This is a genomic window from Chryseobacterium sp. 2P (assembly GCF_059579425.1).
The window spans coordinates 2,114,427-2,140,397 of record NZ_CM184194.1 but is presented as its reverse complement, the minus strand read 5'-3'; the positions used below and the strand labels follow the sequence as shown (position 1 = coordinate 2,140,397).

The window sequence follows — 25,971 nt, the reverse complement described above, 5'->3', positions numbered from 1 at the left end:
AAAGGTTACACGGGTTACAAAATATTTTCATTTAATTAAACTTCATTTGAAAAAATAGTTGTAAATTATAGCTCTCACTTCACAGAACAGCGATTTTAGGGCTTTTTAGATGTTCAATAAATTTTTAAAACTTTTTACATAAAGGCTTTTCGCGTTCGAAATATATGCTCAAGTCTTACCTGAAAACAAATCTTTCATTAAACTTTTTTAGATGGTTTCAGCATGACAAATATTGTGAATATTGTTATTTAAAATAAAAAAAGCGAAACCGAAGTTCCGCTCTATTATTTAAAGGTGAAAAAAATTGACTTTTAAAATTCACCATTGACAATTTCACTTTAAAAAAGGTCATTCAGCAGTTTCGCCAGTCTCAATCCTCCGTATAAAAGCTGTCTTTCCATTGTATCATTAAATTTGTACTGATAATCGTAAGACAGTTTAGAATCGTTTGGGGTCTGTGCATAGATTCTGTTGGCTATTTTGTGGGAATCGTACAGCCAGTCTTCTAAAGTTCCGGTCTGGATCTGCTTTACTTCATCATCAGATTTGATGTCTAATAATTTTGCATATTCTGTGTAGCTGTATTTCTGAGAATCTACCAGTTTTCCGTCCCAGACAGAGTGCAAATTGGATTTATCTCCGAAATATGTCACATTAATTTTGTTTCCTCCCAAATCTTCCGCTCTTCCTACGTGTAAAGGCTGCGAAAGATCTCCCATCATATGGATCAGGAAAATTAAAGCGATTTTTCTGTCTTTTTCAGACGTTTTTTCGTCTTTGATCTGGCTGGATAATGTTTTGATCTGTGTGTATAAACTTGATCCCGCCTGCGCTTTCAGTTTTTCTTCAAATACTTTAAAATCCGTCTGCGGATCGATGTTTACATAATGCCATGCTGAAGTTTCTTTCCAGACTCCTGTAGTATCAGACTTAATGAAATCCGGCCAGTTTGCCCAGTACGCAAGACGTTCTCTCCCCATCATTTTTCTGATCTCTCTTTTTGCCTTTCCGGAAAGGTGATTTTCTGCGATCTCTGCAATAATTCTGTGTCCCGTTAATCCCCACGCATAAGAATAAAGCGAAGATGCGATGAATGCTAAAACCAGCATTTTAGAATAAATACTTTTCATTGTAAAATAACATTTTCAGGGAGCAAAGATACGGTTAATTTAAGGTTCAGGTTAAGCTTGAGGATAAGGATTTTAAAAATTAACGTAATCTTAAACACAACCCAATATTATTTCGGATTTTTAAAGTGAATTTTTTGTTGCAATTTTTCATAAATTTTACATTTCAGGTTTATATTATTCTTTTAAATGCTAATAATTTAGTATTTTTAATATGAATTTATTGAAAGAATATTTTTTCAATAATTCGAGATATACTATTTTTACAAGCCAAATCACAGGAAAAACCATGTATGAGAATAATATTGTAGATATGCAATACAATAAGCTGCAGACCGACTTCAAAGCGGAAGCTGTAGCCGTTAATCTTTTAAAATACCACAGAGCGGTAAGCAATATTTTTATCGACAGGATCGGGATTAATGACCGTGCTTATTTAAAGGATATTAAAAGTATTTCGAGCGATTATCTGGGTTTTGACGAAGAAGTTTTTACCATAGAAACGTATAGAGAAGGAATTTACGATTATCTTCCCGAAGGACTTTTCCATCCGCCTTCTTTGGGAGCTTCCCGAAAAAATGTAGACACCGTTGTCCGCGAAATCCGCAAACAGAAAAAAGTGGAAGAGGATGCCCGAAAATTTTTCAAGCCTTTTGAGCTGGAAATATTTTTTACCGAGATCAGTGCTTTACTCAAAGAGTTTGATTTTGAAATATCAAGTGATACAGATTCTTTACTGGAAACTGTAAGTGAACTCTGGCCTCTGATTAATAAATTAGATAAAAAAAACGCCTGTATTTTTATTTATATTCTTCCGTTTTTTCATCAGATCAGAGGAAATAAATCATGGTTTGAGCGATGTATGACCGCATTTTTACAAATTCCTGTAAAAGTAACTTTTGCCCCGAATGTTATTGACGGAGTGGAAGAGGAGGACGATTCTATGCTGCTTGGAAATTCCAGATTGGGAGTTACCTATATTCCGAGCGGAAAACATATGGACGGACAAAGAAACTGGGTAATAAACATCGGACCGATTCCTTACAACGAAATGAAAAAATATATAGACGGAAGTCCGTTCCGGAAAGTTTTGCAGGCGATGTACGATTATTTTCTGCCTGTAAGTGTGGATGTGGAAGAAAATTTCATCACAGAAAAACAGGATTATTCTTTTGCACTGGAAGATGATGATAGAAATGCAAACCGGCTCGGTTACTCTACCTTTCTGTGAATTTTTTTAACTATATTTACAATCACCAAGAAAAATATTAATTCGAAAAAAGACAAATGGAAATTTCTTCAGTAAAAGGAATCTTTTTAAGGTATATTCTTATGCCTTTATTTGCGGTTATCATGATGGTCATTTTAGGAATCATCAGAAAAGACAAACCCGCAATTAAGATCAAAACCATTATCATCTATGTTCTGCTGTGCAGTTTATGCCTTGCGATTCCGGGAATTTTCGGGTTTGCAGGAAATTTATTCAATCCTTACTGGTATTTAATTGCCCAGATCATTTACCTTATTTTAGGAATTATTCATGTTAATTTATCAGATCGGTATTTCAAAAAACATTTCAGTTCTACCACAAAAAGTATTTTGTTTGAATCGATTCTTTCTTTAACGTGCATCGGATTCGGAGGGTATCTTTTTTACCTGATTTTCGGCTGGATGAGTCGTGGAACCGGTTATCCGATTATGGCAGCAACGAGTATTTTCATATTTATTGTTCCTCTCGTTTTTCATTACTGTTATGTCCTGTTAATCAGCATTCCGGTGGATATTTATAAAACCTGGAGGTATTCTCCGGAACAGAAACTTCCGGATTTTGAAGGAGCGGATTTCGACAGATTAATGGTTTTGAATGTAGAATTAAGCAAAAACCTTGAGGATTCCAACAGATTCAGAATCAAAGCTAAGACTTTACCTACGGGAATTACTTTCGGAGACTGGTTTTACAGAGTTGTGGACGATTATAACCACAAAAACCCCAATTCTGTTATTCATCTTACGGATGAAACCCGAGAATCGTATTACTGGATCTTTTATACCAAAAAATCGTTCTTCAGCTTCAGAAAATACATCGATTTTGATCAGGACATTTCAGAAAACAAAATTTCTGAAAACGACGTCGTGATCTGCAAAAGAGTGATCCAGCATGAAGAGGAAGGCGTAAGAAAACCACAGCAAAACACCATCTAAAATATTGAATATGATACAGCCTATAAAGCATTTTGCCATTAATTGGGTTGACGGGATGAAAGTTTCCCAGAGACATCTTAATGATCAGGATAATTTTTTAATCGATACCATTCGAGATTCCAATTCTTTGGGAATAACGACCTATAATTACGGACTTTTACCGATCTCAAATAATTTTACCGACCGAACTATTTTTGATGTTCATAATACGGCTACCAATGATGTTCAGCTCGTTATCAAACATTGCAGCGCGGTTACGATGGCGGGTTACAGAATTGAACTGAACGACAGGAGAGTAAGCGTGAAATCTCTGGCAAAATCCATGCATGAGGAACAGGCAGACGGAGAATATTATATCCTGATTTCGGTAAATCCTTTTGATAAAGTTCCTTTCGGAGATATCGATCCGGAGGAAATTCCGCCCCGTCATCCGAATACACAATCGAATCACCATATCGAATTGCTTCCCGTAACATCTCTGAACAGCAGTTATTCGGGAGGAAATTATCTGATCATCGGAAAAGTAGATTTAAAAGGAAATATTGCGCAGGTAGATTCCAATTTTATTCCGCCATGCACATCGATTCAGAGTCATCCTGCGTTGCTTGGCTATTACAACAATTTTGCAAAATCCATTGGGAATTTACAGCAGTATGCTTTTAAAATTATTCAGAAAGCTTCTCATAAAAACCAGAATACGGCATTGGCACAAAATGTAAAATTCCTGTGCAATACCATGATCGATACTTTCGGAGATATGTATTTTCAGTTCAGAAATATTACGCCTTATCAGCCGCCTGTATTTTTAATTGAATCTTTTGCAAAACTTGCACTCCGACTGTATAATGCGACTCAGGTTCTGGTTCCTGCAGAATTGGAAGAAATGCTGAATTACAGTCTGGAATGGAGTGAAATTGCTCCTCATATCTTGCTTAATCAGCTATCAATAGTTGCCGAAACCAATTACGATCATCATAATTGCGGAGAACCGTTCCTTTATATTCAGCAGATGCTGCGAAGTCTTGAAACGATCTTTGCCAAACTGAGTGAACTGGATTATATTGGTCAGAGAAAAGAAAATATTATTGTTAACGAGCAGGAAGTGTCCAATAATAATAACCCGAAAAGAGGATGGAGCGTTTTGGATTAGTGCCAAAACATATTTAAAAAATACAAATCCCGACACGATAAATTCGGGATTTTTTGTGTAAAATTGTTAGACGTTAAATTTCTTTGGAAATCAGATTATTGAAAATGATTATTCTTTCGTCAGAATTAAAAAGTAATAAAAAATGAATGCAGCTAAAATAAGAGAAGATATAAGAGGTCTTTCGGACGGAAAAATTTTCATGAATAACGCAGGATCTTCATTAATGCCTTCAATCGTAGTGGATTCAATGATTGATTATTTAAAGCAGGAAGAACAATTCGGAGGATATGAGGTTGCGAACAGAAATGCTGAATTATTAGAAGGATTTTATGAGGAGACTGCAAAACTGATTAACTGTAAACCTTCCAATATTGCGTTTGCAACGAGCGCAACAGAAGCATTTGCAAAGGCATTATCAAGCATTGTTTTTAAAGAAAATGATATCATTATCACAACGGTTGATGATTATATTTCCAATCAGATCACCTTTATTTCGCTTCAGAAAAAATTAAATATCAAAATCATCAGAACAAGAAATCTTTCCGACAATGAGATTGATCTTGAAGATCTTGAAAATCTGATCAGAAAATACAGCCCGAAATTAGTTGCCGTTACGCATATTCCCACTAATTCGGGACTGATTCAGAATGTTGAAGGAGTCGGCAAAATCTGTAAAAGATATAATATTTTGTATTTGGTTGATGCATGTCAATCAGTTGGTCAAATGATTGTTGATGTAAACAAAATAGGTTGCGATTTTCTGACGGCGACAGGAAGGAAATTTTTGCGCGGACCGAGAGGAACCGGGTTTTTATATGTTTCGGATAAAATTCTGGAACAGGATTATGCACCTTTGCTATTGGATATGAGAGGAGCGAACTGGACGGAATATAATGATTATGAATTGTTTAAAACAGCCAAAAGATTTGAACACTGGGAAATTTCCTATGCTTCCTTATTAGGAGTTAAACACGCCATACAATATGCCAACAATATCGGATTGGATAACATTGAGCAATACAATAAGATTTTATCTGAAAAATTACGGAACAGACTCAAAGACATCGGTTTTAAAGTTTGGGATTGGGGAAATCATCTGAGCAGCATTGTTACATTTTCCGGTCCGGATGGCGATCTGGAAAATATTCAGAAGGTTTTGAAAGAAAATAATGTCTTCTTTTCTGTAACATATAAGAATTCAGCGTTAATTGATTTTACAAATAAAAAAATCAACGGAATTGTGAGATTATCGCCTCATTATTTCAATACTTTGGAAGAGATTGAAGAGGTTTCTGAAATTCTGAAGAATAGTTTAAAATAATAACCTCAGTTCGGAATAAGAAAATAAATTTAAATAATTGATTTATAATATTATATTAATTTATCGCAAAGGAAAACAAAAGATTTTTTTACTTATTGAAAGTTTGTAAGGTAAACAAAGGCACTTCGTTTATTTAAAAAAAAGGCATAATACTGAAAAATAGTTGGTAGAATTCTATCAAAACCTCATTGTTAGGCTGCTTGGAGGAAGTTTTATGAAACGTGTTTCATAAAACTTTTTCTTTGTCTGAAAAATGGCAAAAAAACGTTGTTGGTCTTGTTCAAGCCTGGAGGTAATTCGTTGGGGAAAACAAGGGGGAAAGCAAAGATTTAAATGTAAAAATTGCGGGATTTTATTTACTCAAAACAGAACGGAGCAGAGAATTAAAAATCGTTTTATCTGGTTCAAAAAATGGGTATTGGAAAGGCAGACCTACAAAACGCTTTGCAGAGACAGCGGTTATTCGAAAGATACTTTGCAGAAAACATTTTATACCATTTTAGAGCAGTCTCCTACCTTAAAGATCATCAAACGGGAAAAGGTGAATTTAAGAATGGATGCAACTTATTTTGCTCAGTTCTGTTTAATTGCTTATCAGGATGATTTTGATGGATATACACAGCTTATCCGTTTTACCGATGGAGAACATTATGAAGAAATCAGGGAAGATTTAAACAATCTTTTACGGCTGGGCGTAAAGCTGGAAAGCATTACTACAGATGGACATAAAAGCGTTTTGAAAGCCATAAATAAATCTGATGGAGACATCATTACTCAGAGATGTCTGGTTCATATTCAGAGAATGTGCCTGATCTGGCTCACAAAGTTTCCTAAACACATTGCCGGTCAGGAACTTCGAAAACACGTTTTATTATTACTGAAAATTAAAACACAAAACGATAAAATCTGGTGGAAAAATGAACTCAACGACTGGTATTTGAGACATCAGGATTATATTAATGAAAAAACAATTAATCTTGAAACCGAAAGATACTGGTATACCCACAAGCTTCTCAGACGATCGTATTTTACTATAAAACGGGCATTGCCCAATATGTTTCATTATCTGGAAAATCCCAATATTCCTAAAACAACCAATGGTATTGAGGGATATTTCAGCCATTTAAAAAATCATCTCGACCTGCACAGAGGTCTCACATTGAAAAACCGAATCAATTTCATCAAATGGTATATTTATTTTTCTAACGAAAAATAGAGTTTTTTTATTCATAAGGTTCATCCGATAATAAACGAAAAGGTGAGGGAAACCTCACCTTAAAACTATCGTTTTGAACATTAATCCTATTGCTGAAAAGTTGATCTCCACCAGTGCTTTTGTCCTCTTCGGATTAACATCCATAATTTATTAAAATATATCCTGAATTTCACCAACTATTTTTCAGTACATTACCAAAAAAAACAAAAATGAAATGGTATTACTTTGATAAGTTTTACGCCTTTGTATATCTTAAAAGCTGAATTCCTGATAATTGAATCTCTTTGTTTAACCTTGCGTTTAAGAAGACTTATCCTGAACTCAGGTAAAATAATATTTATCTTTTTCGACAAGCTTAGAGAAACACTTAAAATCATCAAAATGAACTTTTCAAAGCATTTATTTATTGGTGAAAAAATTACTTCTTCACCAATATTTTTTCAGTTGCTTTTTTGCTTAAAACTTCCTGTTTTCCTTCGATTTCGATGGTTACGGATCTATCAAAACTTTCAATTTTAATAATTTTGATTTTTTTATTCAGGAGTAAATTTCTTTCCGTGAGATAATTTAAAAAAGCATCATCCGAAAGTGTAACCGAAGCAAAAATGACTGTCTCACCAACTTCGCAGTTGCTTAGCTTTTGCAAATCCTGCGCAATAATATTTCCGTCTTTATCGGGAATGGGTTCTCCGTGAGGATCGAATTTCGGGTAATCCAGAATTTCATCCATTTTGTCAAAGAAAACAGCAGAGTGGACGTGTTCGAGCTGTTCCGCGATCTCATGAACATTTTCCCAGCCAAAATTCATCTTTTTCACCAGAAACATTTCTGTAAGACGGTGTTTTCTTACAACCAGAGAAGCTTCCCGACGGCCTTTATCTGTAACAATCAGCGGTTTGTAGGTTTCGTAAATTACCCAGCTTTTGTCTGCAAATTTCTTCATCATATTGTTAACGCTTGGCATTTTTACGTTTAAAAATTTGCTCAGTTCGTTAATCGTTACTTTTCCTTCATGGTCGACCAAATGAAACAACGCTTTGAGATAATTCTCTTCTGTTAATGTATTTTTCAAAATGTTAGATGATATTCTGCACAAATCTAACAAAATAATATGAATAAATTAGGCACTTTCAGCGAACTTTTTTAATTTTACTCTATGAAATTTTCATTCAAAAACGACTATTCGGAAGGTTGTCATCCCAATATTTTAAAAGCTCTTGCAGAGCATAATCTCGATCAGCAAGCCGGATACGGAGAAGACCGGTATTCTTTAGAAGCCAAAGCACTGATAAAAGAAAAAATGAACAGTTCAGATTCTGATGTTTATTTTGTTTCGGGCGGAACGCAGGCAAATCTTATCGTTATTTCCTCGGTTTTAAGACCTTATCAATGTGCTGTTTCTGCATCTACAGGACATATTCTCAACAATGAAACCGGAGCGATTGAAGCAACAGGACATAAAATTCTGAGCATTGAAAAAGCAGACGGAAAATTAACTCCTGATGACATTATTCCGGTTCTGGAAAATCATAAAAATGTTCCGCATCAGGTAATGCCGAAGCTGGTATATATATCGAATTCTACGGAATTGGGAACGATTTATACCCTAAAAGAATTGCAAGAACTTTCTACATTCTGTAAAGAAAAAGGTCTTTATCTGTTCATGGACGGTGCGAGAATGGGACATGGTTTAACCTCCGAAATCAGTAATCTTACGCTGGAAAAAGTGGCAGAACTGACTGATATTTTTTATCTGGGAGGAACCAAAAACGGAGCTTTAATCGGAGAAGCAATTGTCATCAACAATAAAGATTTACAGCAGGATTTTGCATTCAATATCAAACAGAAAGGAGCGTTGCTTGCCAAAGGAAGACTTCTGGGAATTCAGTTTTTGGAACTGATGAAAAATGATCTGTACTTTGATCTGGCAAAACACGCCAATTCGCAGGCGATGAAGATGAAAAATGCTATGAAAGAAAGGGGAGTACAGTTTTTATCTGATACATACACCAATCAGATTTTCCCGATTCTGAGTCATGATTTAATTGAAAAACTATCTGAAAAGTTTGAATTTTATGTCTGGAAGAAAATCGAGGAGCATTTTTCTGCTGTCCGACTCATCACTTCCTGGAATACAGATGATGAAGCCGTAAACAGATTTATTGCAATTATTAATAAAGAATTATAAAAAAAATGCGACCGATTTTGGTTGCATTTATATTATTGCAGACTTCTTATTCTAAAGCCTTTGTAACCGTATTGCAATCAGCGGTTTTAAGGTTTCTGCCACCTTCATATTTTATCTTTTTTTCACTGGCGTATTTTGTTCCGGTTTCAGCATCCCGTCCGCCGATTCCTTCCATTAAGCCGTCTTTGGTCTGTATAAAATAGATGTCGTTTTTATTTCCTGAAACCCCTTCAGAAGCAAATTCATACGTCAGTTTAAGCGTATCTCCAGATTTAATTCCGCTTAAAGTACCTTTATTGCTGTCTTTTTCGCTGTTTTTGGTCGCCATTTTTCCGGTGATGGTTCCAAGATTATCGTCAATGCTTACAAATATAGTATCTTTTCCGGTAACTCCCATGTAACAGAATGATTTCGCACCTAGTGTATCGATCACTTTTTCTGTTGTCGCAGCAGTATCCGCAGAAACTTTATCAGCAGCAGGAGCTTCCGGCTTTTTGTTGCAGTTAAACAATACAATGGATAATGAACTTAATAAAAGTAATTTTTTCATAACCTTATTATTTATAGTCAAATTTTTTCGATCTTACTAAAATACTAATTTCCGAGCTACTTTAATTTTAAATTTTATTGAAATAATGATTTATTGTTAATTTCTAAACAATAAAATTTTATCCTAAAAGCCTTAAGCCTTATTTAAAAAATTAATCATTTAAACCTTTTCCGTTAAGAATTTCCGGAATGTATTTTTCAATTCTGGATATTCTGGTTTTTGGTTGTTTAGCTGAGGAAAAATAGAGTAGATATGCCCGTTGTCTTCCCTGAGTTAATGTTTCAAAAGCTTTCTGAAGTTCAGGATTCTCATTTAGTTTTTGAGCAAATTCTTCAGGTATGTTGAATTCATTCGTTTTTTTCATTTCAACCTTCACTCCGGATTCTTCAATTTCCACCGCTTCGAATATATAATCGTTTAAAACATGCTCTAAATCAATGATCTGTTGCAGGTTTGTAAAGCGAATCTGTCTTGCAGCCTGTACATTTTCAGTCTGTTGAATCAAAATATTTTCAGCATCCTTCATCAAAGCACCTTTGAAAAAGAGGAGTGCACAATATTCTTTAAAACCATGAATTAAGAAAATATTTTTTCCTTCGTATGTATAGCACGGGCATCCCCATTTTAAATCTTCTGTAAGCTCAGTCTTCAAGGCAATTGTCCTTAATTTTTCAAATTCTGCTTGCCATTGTCCGGTTTTATTAAAAAAGAAATCAACTTTTGGATTCATATTATGATTGGTAGTTATACAAATTTATACAAAATCAAATTTATTCATTTTTTAGATTTCGATACTAAAAGATGTTTATGTTTATAAGATTATTTAGATCCTCAAAATCAGATAAAATGTAAAATATGCGCGAGACAGAAGCATACCTTTTTAATGCGCATAATTGCCATTGTAAATTATCTAAATAGCATAGGTAGAGCTTTGCTTCATAATGCTTTAAAACGCCTGAATATCGATGAATAAAGAATTTATCAATAGAAAATAATTTCAGAATACTCTATTTGATGAATAAATAAAAATCCTATAATTTATATTATGTTAAATTGAAGGTATTTAGGAATTTATTGAAATGATAAATCCGCTATATTTTTTTCATGATCCGATTTTTTAAAATTAGAACTTACTATAATGCTTAATCCAAAATCAGCGCTTATTATTTGTATCCAAAACTTTCTTTAAAAGTTTTAATCTCACGTTTGACAGCCGACTCTAGCAAAATATTTTTTCAAAAGAACTTATCCACAACTGCCCTAAAACTTAGGATTCTCGGACAAACTTGTGTATTTTTACGCTTTAATTTTTTATATGTCGATTTTTTCAGAAAATATCAGACTTTTACGCGCCAAATTAGGAAAAACCCAGCGCGAATTGTCTCAAAAAATACAGATCACAGCTTCCAGATACAGTTCTTATGAAAACGGAAAATCTAAACCTCCGGTTGATGTTTTAATAAAAATTTCGAGAATTTTTAACGTTAGTATTGATCTGCTGCTGTCTGTAGATTTAACAAAACATGCGCTTGAAGATATGCTGAAACTTCCTGATAACCGCATTGTTCTGCCTGTAATGGTAGATCAGAACGGCGATGAAAGCATTGAAATTGTTTCACAGAAGGCTTCTATGGGTTATTTAACGGGTTACAGCGACCCAGATTATATTGAAAGTTTACAGAGAATTTCTCTGCCGTTTCTTAAAAACGGAAAATTTCGGGCATTTCCTGCGAATGGAGATTCTATGCCTCCCTTTAAGAACGGTTCATACATCATCGGAAAATATGTGGAAGGTCTTAATGATCTGAAATCCGGTAACACTTACGTTTTCATTACTTTAAACGACGGTATTACTTACAAACGTCTGAAATCTATAAATGAAAATTCTTTAACAGTTGCTGCAGATAATACATTTTACAAACCTTACGAAATTCCTCTAAATGAAATTGTTGAAGTATGGCAATACGCAACTGGAATTTTTCCGGAAGATTTTTAATAGGGAAATTATCAATGTACTACTCTATCAGAATTTAAATGATTATCATATTACTTAATATTATGTTAAATTCCAATTCATGCTGTTTCTCCAAAAATCCGTTGAAACTTTAATTGTCATATTATCAAATTCTATTAATAAATAAAGGCAGGAAAATTCTCCTGCCCTCTTTTAATTTGTTGAAAAACAAATCGGTACAGTCTTCAGATTAATGAATAATATTTGCCTAATTTTACTTGCATGAAAAAGAAAAGCTGTTATAAACTTAATAATTAATGATTATTATATCTCTGTATAAGCTATTAATATCAATAATTATATTTTCCACCATGTGAAAGATGTTTTATTGGCAAAATTCCCTGGGTTGCCCTTTAAAGTCCATGTCGGAGATGTTGCACCACCTCCATTATATCTACCTATGTAAATCTTAAAGGTATCTCCCTGTACTACTCCGCCACCCGAAAGTGTTACTGAATAGGTTGTAGCATCAGAACCAAAGCAATAGGGATTAAGTTCTGCAAGATCCAGTAATGTTTCTGATCCAGAACGTACTCTTACCAAATATATGTAAAAAATACCTCTCCCTGTACCGGATGTAGTACCATATAATCTAAAAGAAAAAGCATATGATCCGTCTGAAGGAGCCGTTATTGTACCAAAATTAAGTACTGTAGCTCCAGAGGTAGATCCGGAAAGAGAATTCCCTGTTGTTGCATCTGAAAGCAAGTCTACTACCGCTGAACTATTAGCTGAAGAAGCAGGAACAAGCTGTTTCCAGGATGTACCATCATAGTATGTAACCCCTTTATTAAGGGTAGCACTAGTAGTTGTATTATAAACTATCATACCAATAGAAGGAGAAGATATGGTTGTAATATCGTTACTTCCTGTCAAAGCTAATCTTGGAGGAAGAAATCCCTTATTCGTAGCGTTTATCTCTAAGGCAGCATCACTATTTGGATTTGTCGTGCCAATTCCGACGTTGCCTGCTGAAGTAACTACGAAATCATTTTTCTGTTGTGTCGCAGAAGGTATTTCTGCTATTGGATTATCTTTTCCTCCGTCTATATGAAATACTCCTTGAGGATTTGCAGTATGAATACCCGTTTGAGAGTATATTGCTGTTGAGAGAGCAATAGCGATTGTTAAAATTATTTTTTTCATTGAATTAATTATCCAGTATATAAATGCCTTTTCATTATGTTTGTTTTTTTTTTATAGAATGTTAAGACTAATTTTTTGTAAGTCTTAGAAACAACTTATCCTTACCTCCAGAAATCCCAATTTCTGAGTTTACAACAATATCAGCTTCAGTAGTAAAAGATTTCAGTTTTCCTGTTGTTTTATCTACAAGAACAGTAGTAATTACCGTTCCTTCCGTATTATTAATTGCACCAAAATCATACATTTGGGTCCATGTATTTTGCAGTAAAGCTGTGTTTTTTATAGCAGATGTACCACTGTTAAATTGTCCGCCATCACCTACTCCCCAATACGAATAAGATAACATTACCTGGGTAGCTCCATAGGTCTGTTTAACCTCAAGCTTTTGGTTTGCTGTGGTTCCATTATATCTTACACAGAAATTTCCGCCGTCAAAACAGGTAACAGACGCTGTAGGAGTTGTTGTATCAATATCATACCCTGCAGAAGTTGTACTTCCCGCTATCGTAACTACTCCGCCTCCTACATTGGCAGTTGTACAAGAAACACCTGAAAAAAAAGGTATTAAGGTGGAATTTATATTAATATTGCTTTCAGTAGGTGAACTTACGGTCGGGGTTCCGGTTACGGAAAAATAAAGATATCCATTGCCGATAGCTAAGGTTCCGGGATTTAATTTAAAAGTAAGTCCATTCACTGTTGTGGTGGTTCCTCCTGTATAGTTTCCACCATTTCCATCAGAATAAGGAACAGCAAGAGTACCTGCGTAAGACACACCTGAAGTATAGGTAGAAGGAGTAAGAAAAGCAGATCCGCAGTTAATTTGTGATAATGATGGAGCTATAAGAGTAGAACTTGGAATACTTCTCCATTCTGAGCCGTTCCAAAATACATATCCAATGTAAGAAAGCCCTGCCGTTCCTGTATTGTATACTATAAGTCCATTAGCCGGAGCTGCAATCGTAACCACATCTGTGGAACTTGTCAATGCGACTCTGGGTAATAAGACGCCTTTATCTGTTGCAGTAATATCCAAAACAGATGAAGCTGCTGGCTGAACAGTTCCTATCCCAACTTTTCCGGAAGAAGTTACTATAAAATCATTTTTTTGCTGTGTAACAGAAGGTATTCCAATATTAGAATTATCCTTAGCTCCGTCTACATGAAACGCTCCCTGAGGGTTTGCAGTATTTACTCCAACTTGAGTAAATGCTTTTAAAAAGGCAAATAAGCCAATTATAATTGAAATTTTTTTCATTTGATTAATAAAATTATATGTATATTTTTTATTTTACATTATTGCCATACTACTATGAATGATTATAATAATTGTTTAAGTGATGGAAACATTAATGTCATTTATCAGATTTACCGTTCAAACTAATCTATAAACCATATTTGACAGCTATTTAATTTTTATTGTGGACTTAGTAATTCGACGAAAATGGTAATGGATGATGTTAAGAATGGGAATACACCGCTTGCTGCCATGTCTGCATTTCCTACAACAGTAATTCTATATACCTGCTTACTTTCAAATAAACTTATCGTTGTTTGTGCAGAATCTCTATTAAAAACATTAAAATTAGCAGGGAAATTAGTCCAAGAATTTGCAGTGATATCATTTTGGGCGTAATAAGAAAAAAATGCTCCTCCGGTTCCGCCTTTCCAATACCAGATCGATGTTCTCTGGTTCATCGCATTCACTCTGTATTGTAAATTACCATTTGGCGAATCATATCTCACAGATAAATTTCCTATGGTTGTAATAGAATTGGTAGGTGTATTTGAATCAATTGGGGTTGTAACATTTCTTACATATTGAAGGTTTGAGACAGAAGAATTCTGCCCAATTGTAGCATTACATGACTGCCCTAGAAAAGTTAAGGGAATACTTACTGTATTAGGAGAACTAAAGTTAGGTGTACCACTTACTGAGTAAGTAATACTGCCGTTTCCATTGTTTAAATTTCCTGGGTTTAAAGTAAAAGTTAATCCGTTTTGAGTATATGGAACTGTAGAATTATATCTGCCTCCGTTTCCTCCTGTATACGGAACAGTTAACGTTCCGCTGTACGCCGTTCCGGAAATAAATACGGAGGGAAAAACACTTGCTCCTGAGCAAGTTAAAGAAGTAATTGTAGGATTTACAACAGATTTATCATCAAAAGATTTCCATTCGGAACCATTCCAATATACATATCCTGCATAGGAAAGTCCTGCAGTTCCGGTATTGTACACCATGAGTCCATTAGCAGGAGATGTTATTGTTGTTATATCTGTAGAACTTGTTAGAGCAATTCTCGGCATCAGTACACCTTTATCCACAGAGTTAATATCTAAAACAGAAGATGTTGAAGGTTGGGTTATTCCTATCCCTACTCTTCCGGTTGAAGTTACAACAAAATCATTTCTTTGTTGTATTGCAGAAGGTGTACCTGTATTAGGGTTATCTTTCCCCCCATCAACATGAAATATCGCCTGCGGATTCGTATTGTTGATACCTATTTGAGAATATGTCAGAGCTGATATACTTAAGGTAATTGGTAAAATTATTTTTTTCATTACAAATTTTTTAATATTTATGTTTTTAGAATCTTTAGTATTAATGAGATTATCATTTTTACAAATTATATCTGAAACTTTTTTTTCCATTTTGCAATCGTATTTCTGCTCATTTTAAAATGATTCGCAAGTTGAGTATTGTTCATTTTATTTTTTTTTTGATAGTCAAGTATTTTGAGGATATCAGATTTATCATAGAATTTGTGTTTTTGATTTGTTTGATAATAATCCTCAGTCCCAAATATTCTTTTATTAATTTCTATAATATCCATAGAGGTAAGAGGCTCTTTCAATAGTATTTTTTCACAGCTATGCATTTTTTCCGGATATCTTAGAGTCAGAATATCCATATAAATACTTTTATAATTTGGTCTGCTCATTATGATTTTGAGATTTTTCCGTATATTTTTCTATCCATTTGTATAATGTTGTTTTAGGAATATTATAATCTTCAATTACCTGTTTTTTTGTTTTTTCCCCCGTCTGTATAATTTCAAGTATAAAATAGATAATCTCCTTTGTATATATATTTTTACGGAATTGAGGCAATTTTGAGTGTATTTGTTTTTTTTTCTTATAATCCCTTTTCTCCGGTGGAGAAAAAAGGATTAAATGCTGTGTATAAATCCTGAAAAAATCATAATCCAGAAGTTTACTCCATTTCATCAAAAGATCTGTATCAATACTTTTGCAATCATACATTTTTACAATATCATATTCAGAACATTTCATAAAATTACAGATGCGCTCAGTCTCAATATTCTTTTCTTTCACACGAAACTTAATAAGATTTCCGATATGGATTGTTTTAAAGTTTATTTGCATTTTAGTTAAAATTTGATCTGGCAAAATTGAATTACGAATCCCTACTTTGTCGTTTATCGTTCGTTATAAGATATTCTACATTCATATTTCTGTCTGCAAAATTTGTAAATGTTTTCAGGCTAAAAAAGAAAAGTATGCAACATTTTCTATAAAAAATGACATAAATGTAATGTGTCCCTAAGTAAATAAATCTGAAATTAAAACCTTATTAATATATTGTATAACAATTATTTATATAAATTAAACATCTACAGTCAGCGATTTTTCTAGGAAATTTTAATTTTAGAAATAATAAACACAATTTAAAAGCATTATTTAAAACAAAATCAAAGTATATCTTTGCTTTAATTTTTTAATGACAGATAAAAAAAATATGACAATGGTGAAAAAAATCTTTACTTTAATATTTTTGTTAGGCTTTGTAAGCTGTATATATTCGCAGATCACAGAACAAGAGATTTTTAAAAAGATTCAAAAATCTTCTGAATACAATAAAACTGAGAATAGAGATAAAGCTCTGAAACTTCTGATAGAAGCCAAAAGTGATTCTAAAAAAATAAATTACAAATCAGGATTGCTCAATTGTAATGAAGGTTTAATGACCATGTATGTTTTTGCACATGACTATAAAAAAGTTATAGAAATAGCTAAAGAAAGTGAGAAAATCTTAATTTCAACGCCAGATGTAGAAAGACTTGCTCATGTTTATATGAATAGGGGCATTGCTTATTTAGGATTGGGTTTTATGAACGAAGCGTTAGAGGATTTTAAAAGTTCTATTAAATATAATAATGAGTCAAAAAATAATGATATTAAGCATGACCAGTTATCAAATGTTTATCAAAATATGGCTTCATATTACGAAATAAAACAAAAGCCAGACTCTATTATTTATTTCCTAAAAAGAAGCATTGAAGAATCTAAGCAGGTTAATGACAGCTCAAAATTATATGGTTCTTCAAAATATGATAATATAATTTTTACAAATCTTAATATTGCAAGTTATTACACTGGAGTAAGTAAACCTCAAAGATTAGACCTTGCAGAGAGATACTTTAATGAGGTTTTAAAATATAAGGATACAGATAATTTTAAGGCGAATAGTGTTATTTTTTACAATAACTTTGCTCGTTTTTACAATGAAAAAAAAGACTATAATAAAGCTGTAGAATATGCCACAATTGCACTTTCAAAAATTATGAAAGCACAAAGTGCCAGCCAGAAACAAATTACTTATGAAACCCTCTATAAAGCTTATGACAAGCTCGGAAATAAGGAGATGAAAATTAAATATTTGGAGCTTTACACTCAGCTTTCAGACAGTTTAAGATCATTGGAAAAATCCAGTATAAATTATTCTAATAGTCAGATTATCGAAGAAAAAAAGAAAAATTTTAAAGAAGATCAGAAAAAAACTTGGTTGATGATAGCAGTGATCATAATGATCCTTATCATTGTTTTCGGGATAATATGGTTGAAACATATTAAAAAGACAAAGGCAAGATATGAAACCATTATAGAGAATTTCAAAAAAAATGAAGATATTCCTGTTTTAGCAGAAAGTGCTGATAATGAAGAAGAACAAACAGAGGAAAAAACAATTGATGCGGATAAAAACAATAATGTAGAAATACCTGAGGCTTCCATACAGTCTATTTTGACATGTCTTGATGCGTTTGAAAAGACAAATGAATTTACTAATGCAAATGTAAGTTTATCCTATCTTGCCAATTATGCCAATACCAATACAAAATATCTGAATGAAGTTCTTAAAAATTACAAAGGAAAATCATTCAGCAGGTACATTAACGGTTTAAGAATCAACTACATCATGAAGGTTCTTTATAACGAACCGAAATACAGAGAATACAAAATTACTTATTTGGCAGAGCTATGCGGTTTTTCTTCCAGACAGGTATTTACTACGGTTTTCAAAAAAGAAACAGGCATTACAACTTCTTATTACATAAACCAATTGAAAAATGAATCTTTTATACCTGATGAAATTTAATATTAGTAAAGTTTTTAAGATAAATATTTATAATGCTGTCTAGTAAAGACAGCATTTTTGTTTCAGTTTATTTCATAAAAACACCACCCTTTTACAAGAGTGGCATGTACCTAATTTTAAAGCAGAATTAAATATAGAGATGAATAAATAAAACTTTTGGTTAATTATTTTATTCCCTAAATTCTATAAAATGATAAAACCTGTATTTTATACATCACTAATGTATGAATAATTTTAATAATACAAAAGAATTTAATGGAAAATTTTCTTAAATTTCTTTGATGTCTTAATTTTATAATCAATAATGAATGTCTTTTACTTTTATGGAATTTATATCTTTTTGATAATCATTAATTTACCATAATAAACAACTCTTCTATTACCTCTATTCTACCCAATAAAAAAGAAGCAAGATTTGTCCAAAACAATCAAAAAAAAGATGATTTTATTCAATATATGGTGATTTTTAATCCTCAGAATTCCCCAAAAAAAGCCGTCAGTTATCAATTCTAATTCTTTTTTCAACATTTTTATACTAAAAAAAAACTTCCCGGTTTGGGAAGTTTATGCTTTTAAACAGATTCAATTAATTTTTGTAATTGCTCATCCCTTTAAATTCATGATAAGAATCTTTAATATGCTTGAGCTGTTCCGAAACGATTTCTCTGCTCTTTTCACTCAATTTTCCGGTGTCGATTGCATTTTGGTAAGCGTCAATTGCTGCTTTTTCGCCAAAAATTACATTTTCTATGGTGGATTCTTCCGTATTTCCAATGGTAAAGGAATTTTTAATATCAATCCATGTTCTGTGTAGCGTTCCGGCGATAGAGGGAGAATCGTTCGCTTCTCCTCCATGTTCTGTGATGAGATCAATAAGTTCATTTTTCATGACTTTAGAAAGAGAATTCATTCTGGCATATTCAGATTTTACGTCCGGATAACTTTCCCATATTTTACCTTCTACTTTAGCAAAACCTTTTATTCTGTCGTTGGTAATGTGCACGAGATCATTCAAAAGATCGATTTCTTCCTGATTTTTCATAATATTTTTTTTTGGTGTGGTAAAAAACTGTACAAGAATTATACCTTACAGATTCTGCAATAATTCAGTTTTAATTAAAATACGACATCATAAAACAAAATTATATTGTTGTATTTTTGTTATACAACTTAAACGATTAAATCATTAAACTTCAATGAACACCCAAGATCACAACATTAAAGCCGTATTTTTCGACATAGACGGAACTTTATTAAGCTTTAAAACAGGAAAAGTACCCTCTTCAACTCAAAATGCAATTCAGAAACTCAGAGAAAAAGGAATAAAAGTAATTATAGCAACGGGAAGATCAATCAATTCTCTGCATCATATCGATCATCTGAAGTTTGACGGCTTTATCACTTTTAACGGAGCATACTGTATCACAACATCCAACAAGCTGATTTCCAGATACACAATAGATCCTTCCGACATCAAAAGTCTGATTAATTATGCTAAAAATATTCCGTTGAGCTATTCTTTAATGTATGAAGATAAGGTTGAAATAAATGATGCAACGCCGGAAGTGGTGGGAATGTATTCTCATATTAATATTCCTGTTCCGCCCATTCATGATAAAGAAAATATTGATGTTGAGAATGTGCTTCAGGCTAATATTTTTCTGAAACCGGAGGCTGAAGCCACATTCATGAAAGAAGTAATGCCAAAAAGCATATCTTCCAGATGGACTCCGCTTTTTGCCGATGTAAATCCCGGAAACATCAGTAAACAGACCGGAATTGAAAATTTCTGCAGACATTTTAATATTAATGTTTCAGAAACCATGTCTTTCGGAGACGGCGGAAATGATATTTCTATGTTAAAATTTACAAAAATCGGCATTGCAATGGGAAATGCTAATGACAGCTTAAAAGAAGTTGCAGACTACATTACAGAAGATGTTGACAATCATGGAATTGAAAAAGCTTTAATTCATTTTGGGGTTCTGAATTAAATTTCATTTACACTCTTATTTTTGAAGGAAAATATCCACTTTTCATAATATGTGGTATATATTTTTAAGCTGTTTTTAATAAAAGGGCATAATATGTGTATCTACTTTATCAAATCACTTAAAATTTTTAATTATGAGAAGTATATTATGGTTAGTCGCAGTCATTTGTATTGTGGTATGGCTTTTAGGAATGTTAGGAGTCGTTCCGGGAATGAGTACAGGATATCTGGTTCACGTTTTACTGGTTATTGCCATTATCGTGGTACTGTATAATCTGATATCAGGCCGAAAGCCGCTCGATTAGATCGATGTAGAACAATGAAATAAAAGCTGGAAATTAAATATTCATAATTTCCAGCTTTTTTTATTTTTCAGATGAATATTTTTCCAGAAAAATTATTTAGAAGCAGGTTTCGCAGCAGTTGCTGTAGCTCCAAGTTTAGATTTTACAGTCGGAGTAATATCTTCTCCTCCATCCATATAAGCAACCTGACTGTTTCCCTGGGAAGGTGCGATATCAAAAACATAAGCCAATCCCTTTTCTTTCGCAACAGTAGCAATCATAGAGCTTACCTTTTTCTGAATAGGAGCGAATAATTCGGTCTGTTTTTTAGAAATTTCCTGCGCAGCTTTTGTTCTGGAAGCTTCAATATCTTTACCTAAAGTCTGCAATTCTGTCTGAGCTGCCGTTAATTCCTTAATTACAGTTTCCTTATTTGCTTCACTTATTGTCTTTTCCTTATCCTGAGCTGCTTTTAGTTTTGTCTGGTAAGAAGTAATCATCTTTTCAATTTCACCCTGTTTTGTTTTTGTGAAAGTATCTAATGATCCTTCTGCTGTTTTAGCTTCCGGAAGATTCGCAAAAATGTCATCAGAATTTACGTGCCCGATTTTTTGCTGTGCACTTACCATGTTAGACGTAAGGAAAAGTCCTGCCGCTAAAGAAAATGTTGTGATAAACTTTTTCATCTTTATTTAATTTTTATTTTCGTTTCTAAAAGTCAGCAAATATAATAAATATAACTAAATGCTTAGTTATATTAACAGTAAAAGAAGCCCGAAAAAGAAACTTCGGACTTCTTCTTGAAAGAATCTAATAAGTCTATATTATGTAAGAAATGAAAATACTGTTAAAAATTATAACGGATTCCCAGCTGTGCCTGAAATCTCGACGCAAACTGATCGATGGTGTAAGGCAGCCCGGGTGTTCTGAAGTTATACGTTGGATCTCCTGCAGAAGGCTGTCCGGAGGCAATATTTCCGACCTTCGTTAAACCTACACTTGCAGTTGAGTTGAATGTATTTGGTACGAAATAAACTTTTCCCCAGTCTTTGTTTAACAAATTCGTTAAATTGATGATACTTAATGAGATCTGAAGCGTATTTTTAGATTTTTCGCTTAATCTTATTTCATCCATTATTCTGAAGTCAGCCTGAATATTCCAAGGAGTGAAATCTCCGTTTCTTTCTGTGAATTTTCCTCTTCTGCTGTTTAAATATGTATTACTGCTGATGAATTTCTCGTAATCGGCAACCTGCTGAGCTGTAGTAACCAGAATATTTCCGGATCCGTCTTTAATCGGAGCTATATATTTCGTTGCTTCAGCTGCATCTTTGAAAATATAAGCTAAACCTGCTGCCTGTCCTGTATTTGCAATGGTACTGTTTACAAATCCCCAAGAGAAAGGGTTTCCGGATTGTGCATTGAAATAAACATTCGCCGATAACCTGTTCGACTCAGAAAGTGGTAAAGTATACCCTACATTTGCAACAACTCTGTTTTTAATTGCAAAATTAGAAGTTGATAATTTGGGATCATTTGGTGTTAAAGACTGATTCATTTGCCAGTTACTTTCCATAGAATTTCTGATCCCGTTTGTAATGTCTTTCGCATCACCATACGTATATGCAACGAAGAAATTTAAGCCAAAATTATAAGATTTCTGAAGCTGGACTGTTAAATTGTATCTGTACCCTTCTTTTGTATTGGAAAGCATATAAGCATTAGAGAAGTTACTGTTAATGTTCGTTGTGTAGACCGGCATTTCGTGATTGGTATCATAGCTGAAATACGTTACGTTATCCGTTTTATTAACCTGCTGGAATTTAAGATCATATAAAACTTTTGTGTAAATTCCTTCTAATGTAAATTTATATCCTGAAACGGTATAATCAAAAGCTAATGAACTTCTCCAGACTCTTGGCATTTTGAAGTTATTATCAATTAAATCGACCTGAACTTTTGATGAATTCTGCCATTTCGGAAAATTTGAGCTTACCAGAGGATCTCCGTTTGTTGCCAATTGTGCGGCAGTTGGCGAATTATAATCATAACTTCCGAATCCAACTCCGTCATTATAATATGCATAACCCAGCCATGCAAACGGAATTCTTCCCACAAAAATTCCTGAACCTCCTCTCATTACTAAAGATCTGTTTTGGGTTAGATCTAAATTAAATCCTAATCTTGGCGAGATGGTCGGTTTGTTCAGATAATTGTTTGTTAGCTGGCTTAGCGGTGTGTAAGTATATGTATTTCCGTAGTTTGGATCTGCAGGAGAGATGGTTACTTTAGGACTCAGCATCGGTTTATCAGGTAAATCTGTATAATCAACTCTTACTCCCGGAGTTAACCTTAATCTTCCTAAATTAATTTCATCCTGAAGATATGCTGATAACAGGTTGACTTTATAGCTTGCATAAGGATTGTTAAACAGATCATCTCTGTTTTGACCTGTTAAAGAATACGTTCCCCTGATTCTTGCAGGATTTGAGTTATAAAAATCATTTAAACTTTTATAAGAAATTCTTCCGTTTAAAGCATTCACAAAACCGTAATCGATGTTGTACAATTCATTGTGAGTTCCTAATAAGAACGTGTGATGACCTGTTTTGTACGTTAAGTTATCCGTAATTTCAAAAGTTTTCTGCTTCATATTAAAAACCGTTGCTTCCCTGTCATTTCCTAATAAAATAGTTCCTCCGTTGTAAGAAATTTCAACCTGCGGGAACATAGCATTTTGAGAAGTCGGATCTCTGTAATCGTGAATTGAAGAATATCCTACAACTAAGTTGTTATTCCATTTATCATTAAAACGGCTTTTTAGCTCTAAAGTTGTGGTAGAAGACGTGTTTTTCTGAATAAAATCCATGCTTGAAAAACGGAAGTTTGCACCGTCTCTTTCAAGGTTTGAAGCCTGTGAAAATACCGTATTGTTTTTAATGGATAAAGTATGCTTATCGTTAATTTTCCAGTCCAGTTTATTGAAAAGTTTTCCGCTTTCAGCAAAATTATTGTAATTATTGAAACTTCCGGCATCAAAGCCATATTTATTTTTAACAAAAGCTGCAATTTGCTGAGCCAAATCATTACTTACCAGAGCTCCCTGATCTCCTGCGTTATAGAAAACAGGATCTGTTCTTTTTGTATATTCTATATTACTGAATAAGAAAAGTTTATCTTTCAAAACCGGTAATCCTACTCTGCCTCCGTAAATAAAATCTTCGAAAGAACCTGGCATTTTAGAATTGTCTCCCACTCTGTTATTTCCTGTAATAGCTGCATTTCTTCCGTACATGTACAAAGAGCCTTCCACATTATTGCTTCCGCTTCTGGTAACTGCATTGATACTTCCGCCTAGAAAATTTCCTAATTTCACATCGTAAGGAGCGATGTAAACCTGCACATCCTGAATAGCATCCAAACTGATGGAATTTGAACGCGTGCTGCTTCCCGGCATTCCCGAAGTTCCTGTCTGTCCGCCTAAAGAAGGGCTGAATCCGATCGCATCGTTGTTAATAGAACCGTCAATTGTTACGTTGTTGTAGCGGAAATTTGTTCCGTTGAAGGAGTTATTGGCACTTTGGGGAATCAGCTTCGTAACATCCTGAATTCCTCTGTTGATATTTGGAAGGCCAGAGATCTGTGCCTGACTGATTCCGACACCGAATTTTGCAGCGGTTGCTCTTTTGGAAGTCAGTTTTACTTCATCGATAATCTTTTCTTTGCTTCCCACTTCTACCACCGGAAGATCATTGTTTCCTAAAGAAAGCTGTACATTGCTGTTGGAATAAACCACATTTGCACCATCCATTACTTCGATGGTATAAGGTCCTCCGGGTTGAAGATTGTCCAGACTGAACTGTCCGTTTTTGTTACTTTTTGTTTCGAAACTGCTGTTAGTCGGTACATGGATTACTTTGATGGTCATTTCAGAAGTTGTTCCTTTTAATCTTCCGAAAATTTTTGAACTGGTTTCCTGCGAAAAGGCTAAACTAAAAGAGAGTAAAGCTACAGCACAGATAAGTTTTTTCATTTTTTATACTTTCAAAATTCTACCGCAAAATTATCCCGAAGTAGATTCCCTGTGCGTTAACATACAGATAACATTACATGACAAAATGCTTAATAATTTCTTAAAAAAAAATTAAAAAGATTTATTTGGATAGATCATTTTAATTTTAATAAATCTTAATTTTTAGTTAAAACACATCTGTTTATGGATGTTTTAAGCTTTAATCTTTATTTAAGTTTTTATTAATTTTAAATTTTTATCTAAAAAAAAAGCCTCTCAGTCGAGAGGCAGCAGAAGTTTATTTTAATGAGGAACCTGAGCTTTTTCATAGATCAGTCCTTCGGATTTCAACTCTTTCCAGAAATCTGCCGGAATCTTTTCATTCAAAGCCTTTACATTGTCTTCCACCTGTTCCGGCTTGCTTGCTCCGGGAATAATAGAGGCAAATTCATCGGCGACCAAAACAAACTGCAGTGCGGCGTGTGTAATGGTTGTGTTGTATCTTTTCGCTATTTCATCAATTTTTTCACGTTTTTCTTTCATTCCTTTCGGGATCACATCCTTATAGTTGTAACGATCTCGTCCATTGATAAAACCTGAATTATAACCTGAGCCGGAAACCAGCTTCACTCCTTTTTTCCTTACCGCTGGAAGCAGTCTGTCGACCGCATCTTCATGTTCCAGAATAGAATATTGCGTTGCAGAAAGACAAATATCCGGATCTGCGGAATCCAGACAATCCAGAATCGGCTCAATTTTATTAACGCCCATTCCCCATGCTTTAATGACACCCTGATCTCTCAATTCCGATAAAACTTTAAAAGCGCCTTCTCTCGCCTGTTTTAAAAAATAGGGATAACGGTCTCCCACCTGATCTTCCGACAAATCATGTACATAAACAATATCAATATGGCTCAATCGTGTTCTTTCAAGACTTTCTTCAATAGACCTTTTTATGGCATCTGCTGTGTAATTGTGTTCAAAATCATAATTTAAAGGCGCTTTCCACATGGTTGGCGGAACTTCATCTTCCGGAACTTCCACAAATAAACGCCCGACTTTCGTGGATAATACAAACTCTTCCCTGTTCTGCCCGTGAAGAAAATTTCCGAATCGTCTTTCACTTTTTGTTAATCCGTACCACGGTGAAGTATCGTAATATCGTATACCGAGATCCCACGCTTTTTGAAGGACTTCGTAGGATTCACCGTCTGTTAATTTGTCAAAAGCTGTTCCGATGGCTACTCCGCCTAATCCGAGCCTGTGTTTTTCCTTTAAAACATCTGTTTTCATATTGTTGTAAAATTTGGTTGTTCTAAACGATACAAACATCGTGCTGATAATTTAACAATAAATCTTTATGTATA

23 protein-coding genes are annotated in these 25,971 nt (G+C 33.8%); 10 read left to right on the top strand and 13 right to left on the bottom strand.

The window, feature by feature from the left end; translation table 11 throughout:
• Window positions 1–338: 338 nt before the first annotated feature.
• Window positions 339–1,130, bottom strand: coding sequence for a S1/P1 nuclease (locus AC52CF_RS09800; protein WP_214589760.1), 792 nt, complete (start codon window positions 1,128–1,130; stop codon window positions 339–341).
• A 211-nt stretch (window positions 1,131–1,341) separates the two neighbouring features.
• Between AC52CF_RS09800 and AC52CF_RS09795 the strand changes: the two genes are divergently transcribed.
• The 5 genes from AC52CF_RS09795 (at window position 1,342) to AC52CF_RS09775 (ending at window position 7,016) form a co-directional block, all read left to right on the top strand.
• Window positions 1,342–2,358: a type VI secretion system baseplate subunit TssG gene (locus AC52CF_RS09795; RefSeq protein WP_250902146.1), complete on the top strand. Its 1,017-nt coding sequence runs from the start codon at window positions 1,342–1,344 to the stop codon at window positions 2,356–2,358.
• Between the two features lie 56 nt (window positions 2,359–2,414).
• Entirely contained in the window at window positions 2,415–3,329 is a 915-nt protein-coding gene (locus AC52CF_RS09790; RefSeq protein ID WP_214589761.1) for a TssN family type VI secretion system protein, read from the top strand.
• A 10-nt stretch (window positions 3,330–3,339) separates the two neighbouring features.
• Window positions 3,340–4,479, top strand: a complete 1,140-nt coding sequence (locus AC52CF_RS09785) for a hypothetical protein (protein ID WP_214589762.1) — start codon at window positions 3,340–3,342, stop codon at window positions 4,477–4,479.
• Window positions 4,480–4,621: 142 nt separating this feature from the next.
• Complete coding sequence (locus AC52CF_RS09780; RefSeq protein WP_214589763.1) at window positions 4,622–5,800, top strand: aminotransferase class V-fold PLP-dependent enzyme; 1,179 nt, start codon at window positions 4,622–4,624, stop codon at window positions 5,798–5,800.
• A gap of 253 nt (window positions 5,801–6,053) precedes the next feature.
• Complete coding sequence (locus tag AC52CF_RS09775; RefSeq protein ID WP_496517329.1) at window positions 6,054–7,016, top strand: IS256 family transposase, variant Zn-binding type; 963 nt, start codon at window positions 6,054–6,056, stop codon at window positions 7,014–7,016.
• A gap of 418 nt (window positions 7,017–7,434) precedes the next feature.
• Here AC52CF_RS09775 and AC52CF_RS09770 read toward each other — a convergent pair whose 3' ends face one another.
• On the bottom strand, window positions 7,435–8,088 hold the full coding sequence (locus AC52CF_RS09770) for a metal-dependent transcriptional regulator (RefSeq protein ID WP_214589764.1): 654 nt from the start codon (window positions 8,086–8,088) through the stop codon (window positions 7,435–7,437).
• Between the two features lie 84 nt (window positions 8,089–8,172).
• Here AC52CF_RS09770 and AC52CF_RS09765 point away from each other — a divergent pair, with 84 nt between their 5' ends.
• Complete coding sequence (locus tag AC52CF_RS09765) at window positions 8,173–9,204, top strand: threonine aldolase family protein (protein ID WP_214589765.1); 1,032 nt, start codon at window positions 8,173–8,175, stop codon at window positions 9,202–9,204.
• Between the two features lie 46 nt (window positions 9,205–9,250).
• Here AC52CF_RS09765 and AC52CF_RS09760 read toward each other — a convergent pair whose 3' ends face one another.
• Both AC52CF_RS09760 and AC52CF_RS09755 read right to left on the bottom strand, forming a co-directional pair.
• A complete protein-coding gene (locus AC52CF_RS09760) occupies window positions 9,251–9,754 on the bottom strand; it encodes a hypothetical protein (protein WP_214589766.1) in 504 nt (167 codons plus the stop codon).
• 151 nt (window positions 9,755–9,905) lie between these two features.
• On the bottom strand, window positions 9,906–10,484 hold the full coding sequence (locus AC52CF_RS09755) for a YdeI/OmpD-associated family protein (RefSeq protein WP_214589767.1): 579 nt from the start codon (window positions 10,482–10,484) through the stop codon (window positions 9,906–9,908).
• A 585-nt stretch (window positions 10,485–11,069) separates the two neighbouring features.
• Between AC52CF_RS09755 and AC52CF_RS09750 the strand changes: the two genes are divergently transcribed.
• Window positions 11,070–11,750 carry an XRE family transcriptional regulator gene (locus tag AC52CF_RS09750; protein ID WP_214589768.1) on the top strand — a complete coding sequence of 227 codons (681 nt, stop codon included), beginning with the start codon at window positions 11,070–11,072 and terminating at the stop codon, window positions 11,748–11,750.
• A 315-nt stretch (window positions 11,751–12,065) separates the two neighbouring features.
• Here the strand turns inward: AC52CF_RS09750 and AC52CF_RS09745 are convergent, their stop codons facing one another.
• The 5 genes from AC52CF_RS09745 to AC52CF_RS09725 all read right to left on the bottom strand — a co-directional run bounded on the left by AC52CF_RS09745 (window position 12,066) and on the right by AC52CF_RS09725 (window position 16,304).
• Entirely contained in the window at window positions 12,066–12,914 is an 849-nt protein-coding gene (locus AC52CF_RS09745) for a phage tail-like protein (protein WP_214589769.1), read from the bottom strand.
• A gap of 67 nt (window positions 12,915–12,981) precedes the next feature.
• Window positions 12,982–14,172: a phage tail-like protein gene (locus AC52CF_RS09740; protein ID WP_214589770.1), complete on the bottom strand. Its 1,191-nt coding sequence runs from the start codon at window positions 14,170–14,172 to the stop codon at window positions 12,982–12,984.
• Between the two features lie 158 nt (window positions 14,173–14,330).
• Window positions 14,331–15,479: a phage tail-like protein gene (locus tag AC52CF_RS09735; RefSeq protein ID WP_214589771.1), complete on the bottom strand. Its 1,149-nt coding sequence runs from the start codon at window positions 15,477–15,479 to the stop codon at window positions 14,331–14,333.
• 65 nt (window positions 15,480–15,544) lie between these two features.
• Window positions 15,545–15,829: a helix-turn-helix domain-containing protein gene (locus AC52CF_RS09730; RefSeq protein ID WP_250902147.1), complete on the bottom strand. Its 285-nt coding sequence runs from the start codon at window positions 15,827–15,829 to the stop codon at window positions 15,545–15,547.
• Window positions 15,830–15,839: 10 nt separating this feature from the next.
• A complete protein-coding gene (locus AC52CF_RS09725) occupies window positions 15,840–16,304 on the bottom strand; it encodes a transposase (protein ID WP_214589773.1) in 465 nt (154 codons plus the stop codon).
• A gap of 379 nt (window positions 16,305–16,683) precedes the next feature.
• Between AC52CF_RS09725 and AC52CF_RS09720 the strand changes: the two genes are divergently transcribed.
• The gene (locus AC52CF_RS09720; RefSeq protein WP_214589774.1) at window positions 16,684–18,315 is read left to right on the top strand and encodes a response regulator transcription factor; all 1,632 of its coding nucleotides are present in this window, start codon (window positions 16,684–16,686) and stop codon (window positions 18,313–18,315) included.
• A gap of 586 nt (window positions 18,316–18,901) precedes the next feature.
• Here the strand turns inward: AC52CF_RS09720 and AC52CF_RS09715 are convergent.
• The gene (locus tag AC52CF_RS09715; RefSeq protein ID WP_214589775.1) at window positions 18,902–19,357 is read right to left on the bottom strand and encodes a PA2169 family four-helix-bundle protein; all 456 of its coding nucleotides are present in this window, start codon (window positions 19,355–19,357) and stop codon (window positions 18,902–18,904) included.
• A 154-nt stretch (window positions 19,358–19,511) separates the two neighbouring features.
• On the opposite strand from AC52CF_RS09715, the gene AC52CF_RS09710 reads away from it, so the two are divergent.
• Window positions 19,512–20,309, top strand: coding sequence for a Cof-type HAD-IIB family hydrolase (locus AC52CF_RS09710; RefSeq protein ID WP_375181713.1), 798 nt, complete (start codon window positions 19,512–19,514; stop codon window positions 20,307–20,309).
• 133 nt (window positions 20,310–20,442) lie between these two features.
• Complete coding sequence (locus AC52CF_RS09705) at window positions 20,443–20,613, top strand: lmo0937 family membrane protein (protein ID WP_214589777.1); 171 nt, start codon at window positions 20,443–20,445, stop codon at window positions 20,611–20,613.
• Between the two features lie 92 nt (window positions 20,614–20,705).
• On the opposite strand, the gene AC52CF_RS09700 is transcribed toward AC52CF_RS09705, so the two are convergent.
• The 3 genes from AC52CF_RS09700 to AC52CF_RS09690 all read right to left on the bottom strand — a co-directional run bounded on the left by AC52CF_RS09700 (window position 20,706) and on the right by AC52CF_RS09690 (window position 25,897).
• A complete protein-coding gene (locus AC52CF_RS09700) occupies window positions 20,706–21,278 on the bottom strand; it encodes an OmpH/Skp family outer membrane protein (protein WP_235130776.1) in 573 nt (190 codons plus the stop codon).
• A 161-nt stretch (window positions 21,279–21,439) separates the two neighbouring features.
• Window positions 21,440–24,625, bottom strand: a complete 3,186-nt coding sequence (locus AC52CF_RS09695) for a TonB-dependent receptor (RefSeq protein WP_375181712.1) — start codon at window positions 24,623–24,625, stop codon at window positions 21,440–21,442.
• Between the two features lie 282 nt (window positions 24,626–24,907).
• Window positions 24,908–25,897, bottom strand: coding sequence for an aldo/keto reductase (locus tag AC52CF_RS09690; protein ID WP_214589780.1), 990 nt, complete (start codon window positions 25,895–25,897; stop codon window positions 24,908–24,910).
• Window positions 25,898–25,971 lie beyond the last annotated feature (74 nt).

Excerpts from the sequence above, each read along its gene's own strand:
- AC52CF_RS09800 (WP_214589760.1), bottom strand. The coding sequence starts at position 1,130 with ATGAAAAGTATTTATTCTAAAATGCTGGTTTTAGCATTCATCGCATCT.
- AC52CF_RS09795 (WP_250902146.1), top strand. The coding sequence starts at position 1,342 with ATGAATTTATTGAAAGAATATTTTTTCAATAATTCGAGATATACTATT.
- AC52CF_RS09790 (WP_214589761.1), top strand. The coding sequence starts at position 2,415 with ATGGAAATTTCTTCAGTAAAAGGAATCTTTTTAAGGTATATTCTTATG.
- AC52CF_RS09785 (WP_214589762.1), top strand. The coding sequence starts at position 3,340 with ATGATACAGCCTATAAAGCATTTTGCCATTAATTGGGTTGACGGGATG.
- AC52CF_RS09780 (WP_214589763.1), top strand. The coding sequence starts at position 4,622 with ATGAATGCAGCTAAAATAAGAGAAGATATAAGAGGTCTTTCGGACGGA.
- AC52CF_RS09775 (WP_496517329.1), top strand. The coding sequence starts at position 6,054 with ATGGCAAAAAAACGTTGTTGGTCTTGTTCAAGCCTGGAGGTAATTCGT.
- AC52CF_RS09765 (WP_214589765.1), top strand. The coding sequence starts at position 8,173 with ATGAAATTTTCATTCAAAAACGACTATTCGGAAGGTTGTCATCCCAAT.
- AC52CF_RS09760 (WP_214589766.1), bottom strand. The coding sequence starts at position 9,754 with ATGAAAAAATTACTTTTATTAAGTTCATTATCCATTGTATTGTTTAAC.
- AC52CF_RS09755 (WP_214589767.1), bottom strand. The coding sequence starts at position 10,484 with ATGAATCCAAAAGTTGATTTCTTTTTTAATAAAACCGGACAATGGCAA.
- AC52CF_RS09750 (WP_214589768.1), top strand. The coding sequence starts at position 11,070 with ATGTCGATTTTTTCAGAAAATATCAGACTTTTACGCGCCAAATTAGGA.
- AC52CF_RS09745 (WP_214589769.1), bottom strand. The coding sequence starts at position 12,914 with ATGAAAAAAATAATTTTAACAATCGCTATTGCTCTCTCAACAGCAATA.
- AC52CF_RS09740 (WP_214589770.1), bottom strand. The coding sequence starts at position 14,172 with ATGAAAAAAATTTCAATTATAATTGGCTTATTTGCCTTTTTAAAAGCA.
- AC52CF_RS09735 (WP_214589771.1), bottom strand. The coding sequence starts at position 15,479 with ATGAAAAAAATAATTTTACCAATTACCTTAAGTATATCAGCTCTGACA.
- AC52CF_RS09730 (WP_250902147.1), bottom strand. The coding sequence starts at position 15,829 with ATGGATATTCTGACTCTAAGATATCCGGAAAAAATGCATAGCTGTGAA.
- AC52CF_RS09725 (WP_214589773.1), bottom strand. The coding sequence starts at position 16,304 with ATGCAAATAAACTTTAAAACAATCCATATCGGAAATCTTATTAAGTTT.
- AC52CF_RS09720 (WP_214589774.1), top strand. The coding sequence starts at position 16,684 with ATGGTGAAAAAAATCTTTACTTTAATATTTTTGTTAGGCTTTGTAAGC.
- AC52CF_RS09715 (WP_214589775.1), bottom strand. The coding sequence starts at position 19,357 with ATGAAAAATCAGGAAGAAATCGATCTTTTGAATGATCTCGTGCACATT.
- AC52CF_RS09710 (WP_375181713.1), top strand. The coding sequence starts at position 19,512 with ATGAACACCCAAGATCACAACATTAAAGCCGTATTTTTCGACATAGAC.
- AC52CF_RS09705 (WP_214589777.1), top strand. The coding sequence starts at position 20,443 with ATGAGAAGTATATTATGGTTAGTCGCAGTCATTTGTATTGTGGTATGG.
- AC52CF_RS09700 (WP_235130776.1), bottom strand. The coding sequence starts at position 21,278 with ATGAAAAAGTTTATCACAACATTTTCTTTAGCGGCAGGACTTTTCCTT.
- AC52CF_RS09695 (WP_375181712.1), bottom strand. The coding sequence starts at position 24,625 with ATGAAAAAACTTATCTGTGCTGTAGCTTTACTCTCTTTTAGTTTAGCC.
- AC52CF_RS09690 (WP_214589780.1), bottom strand. The coding sequence starts at position 25,897 with ATGAAAACAGATGTTTTAAAGGAAAAACACAGGCTCGGATTAGGCGGA.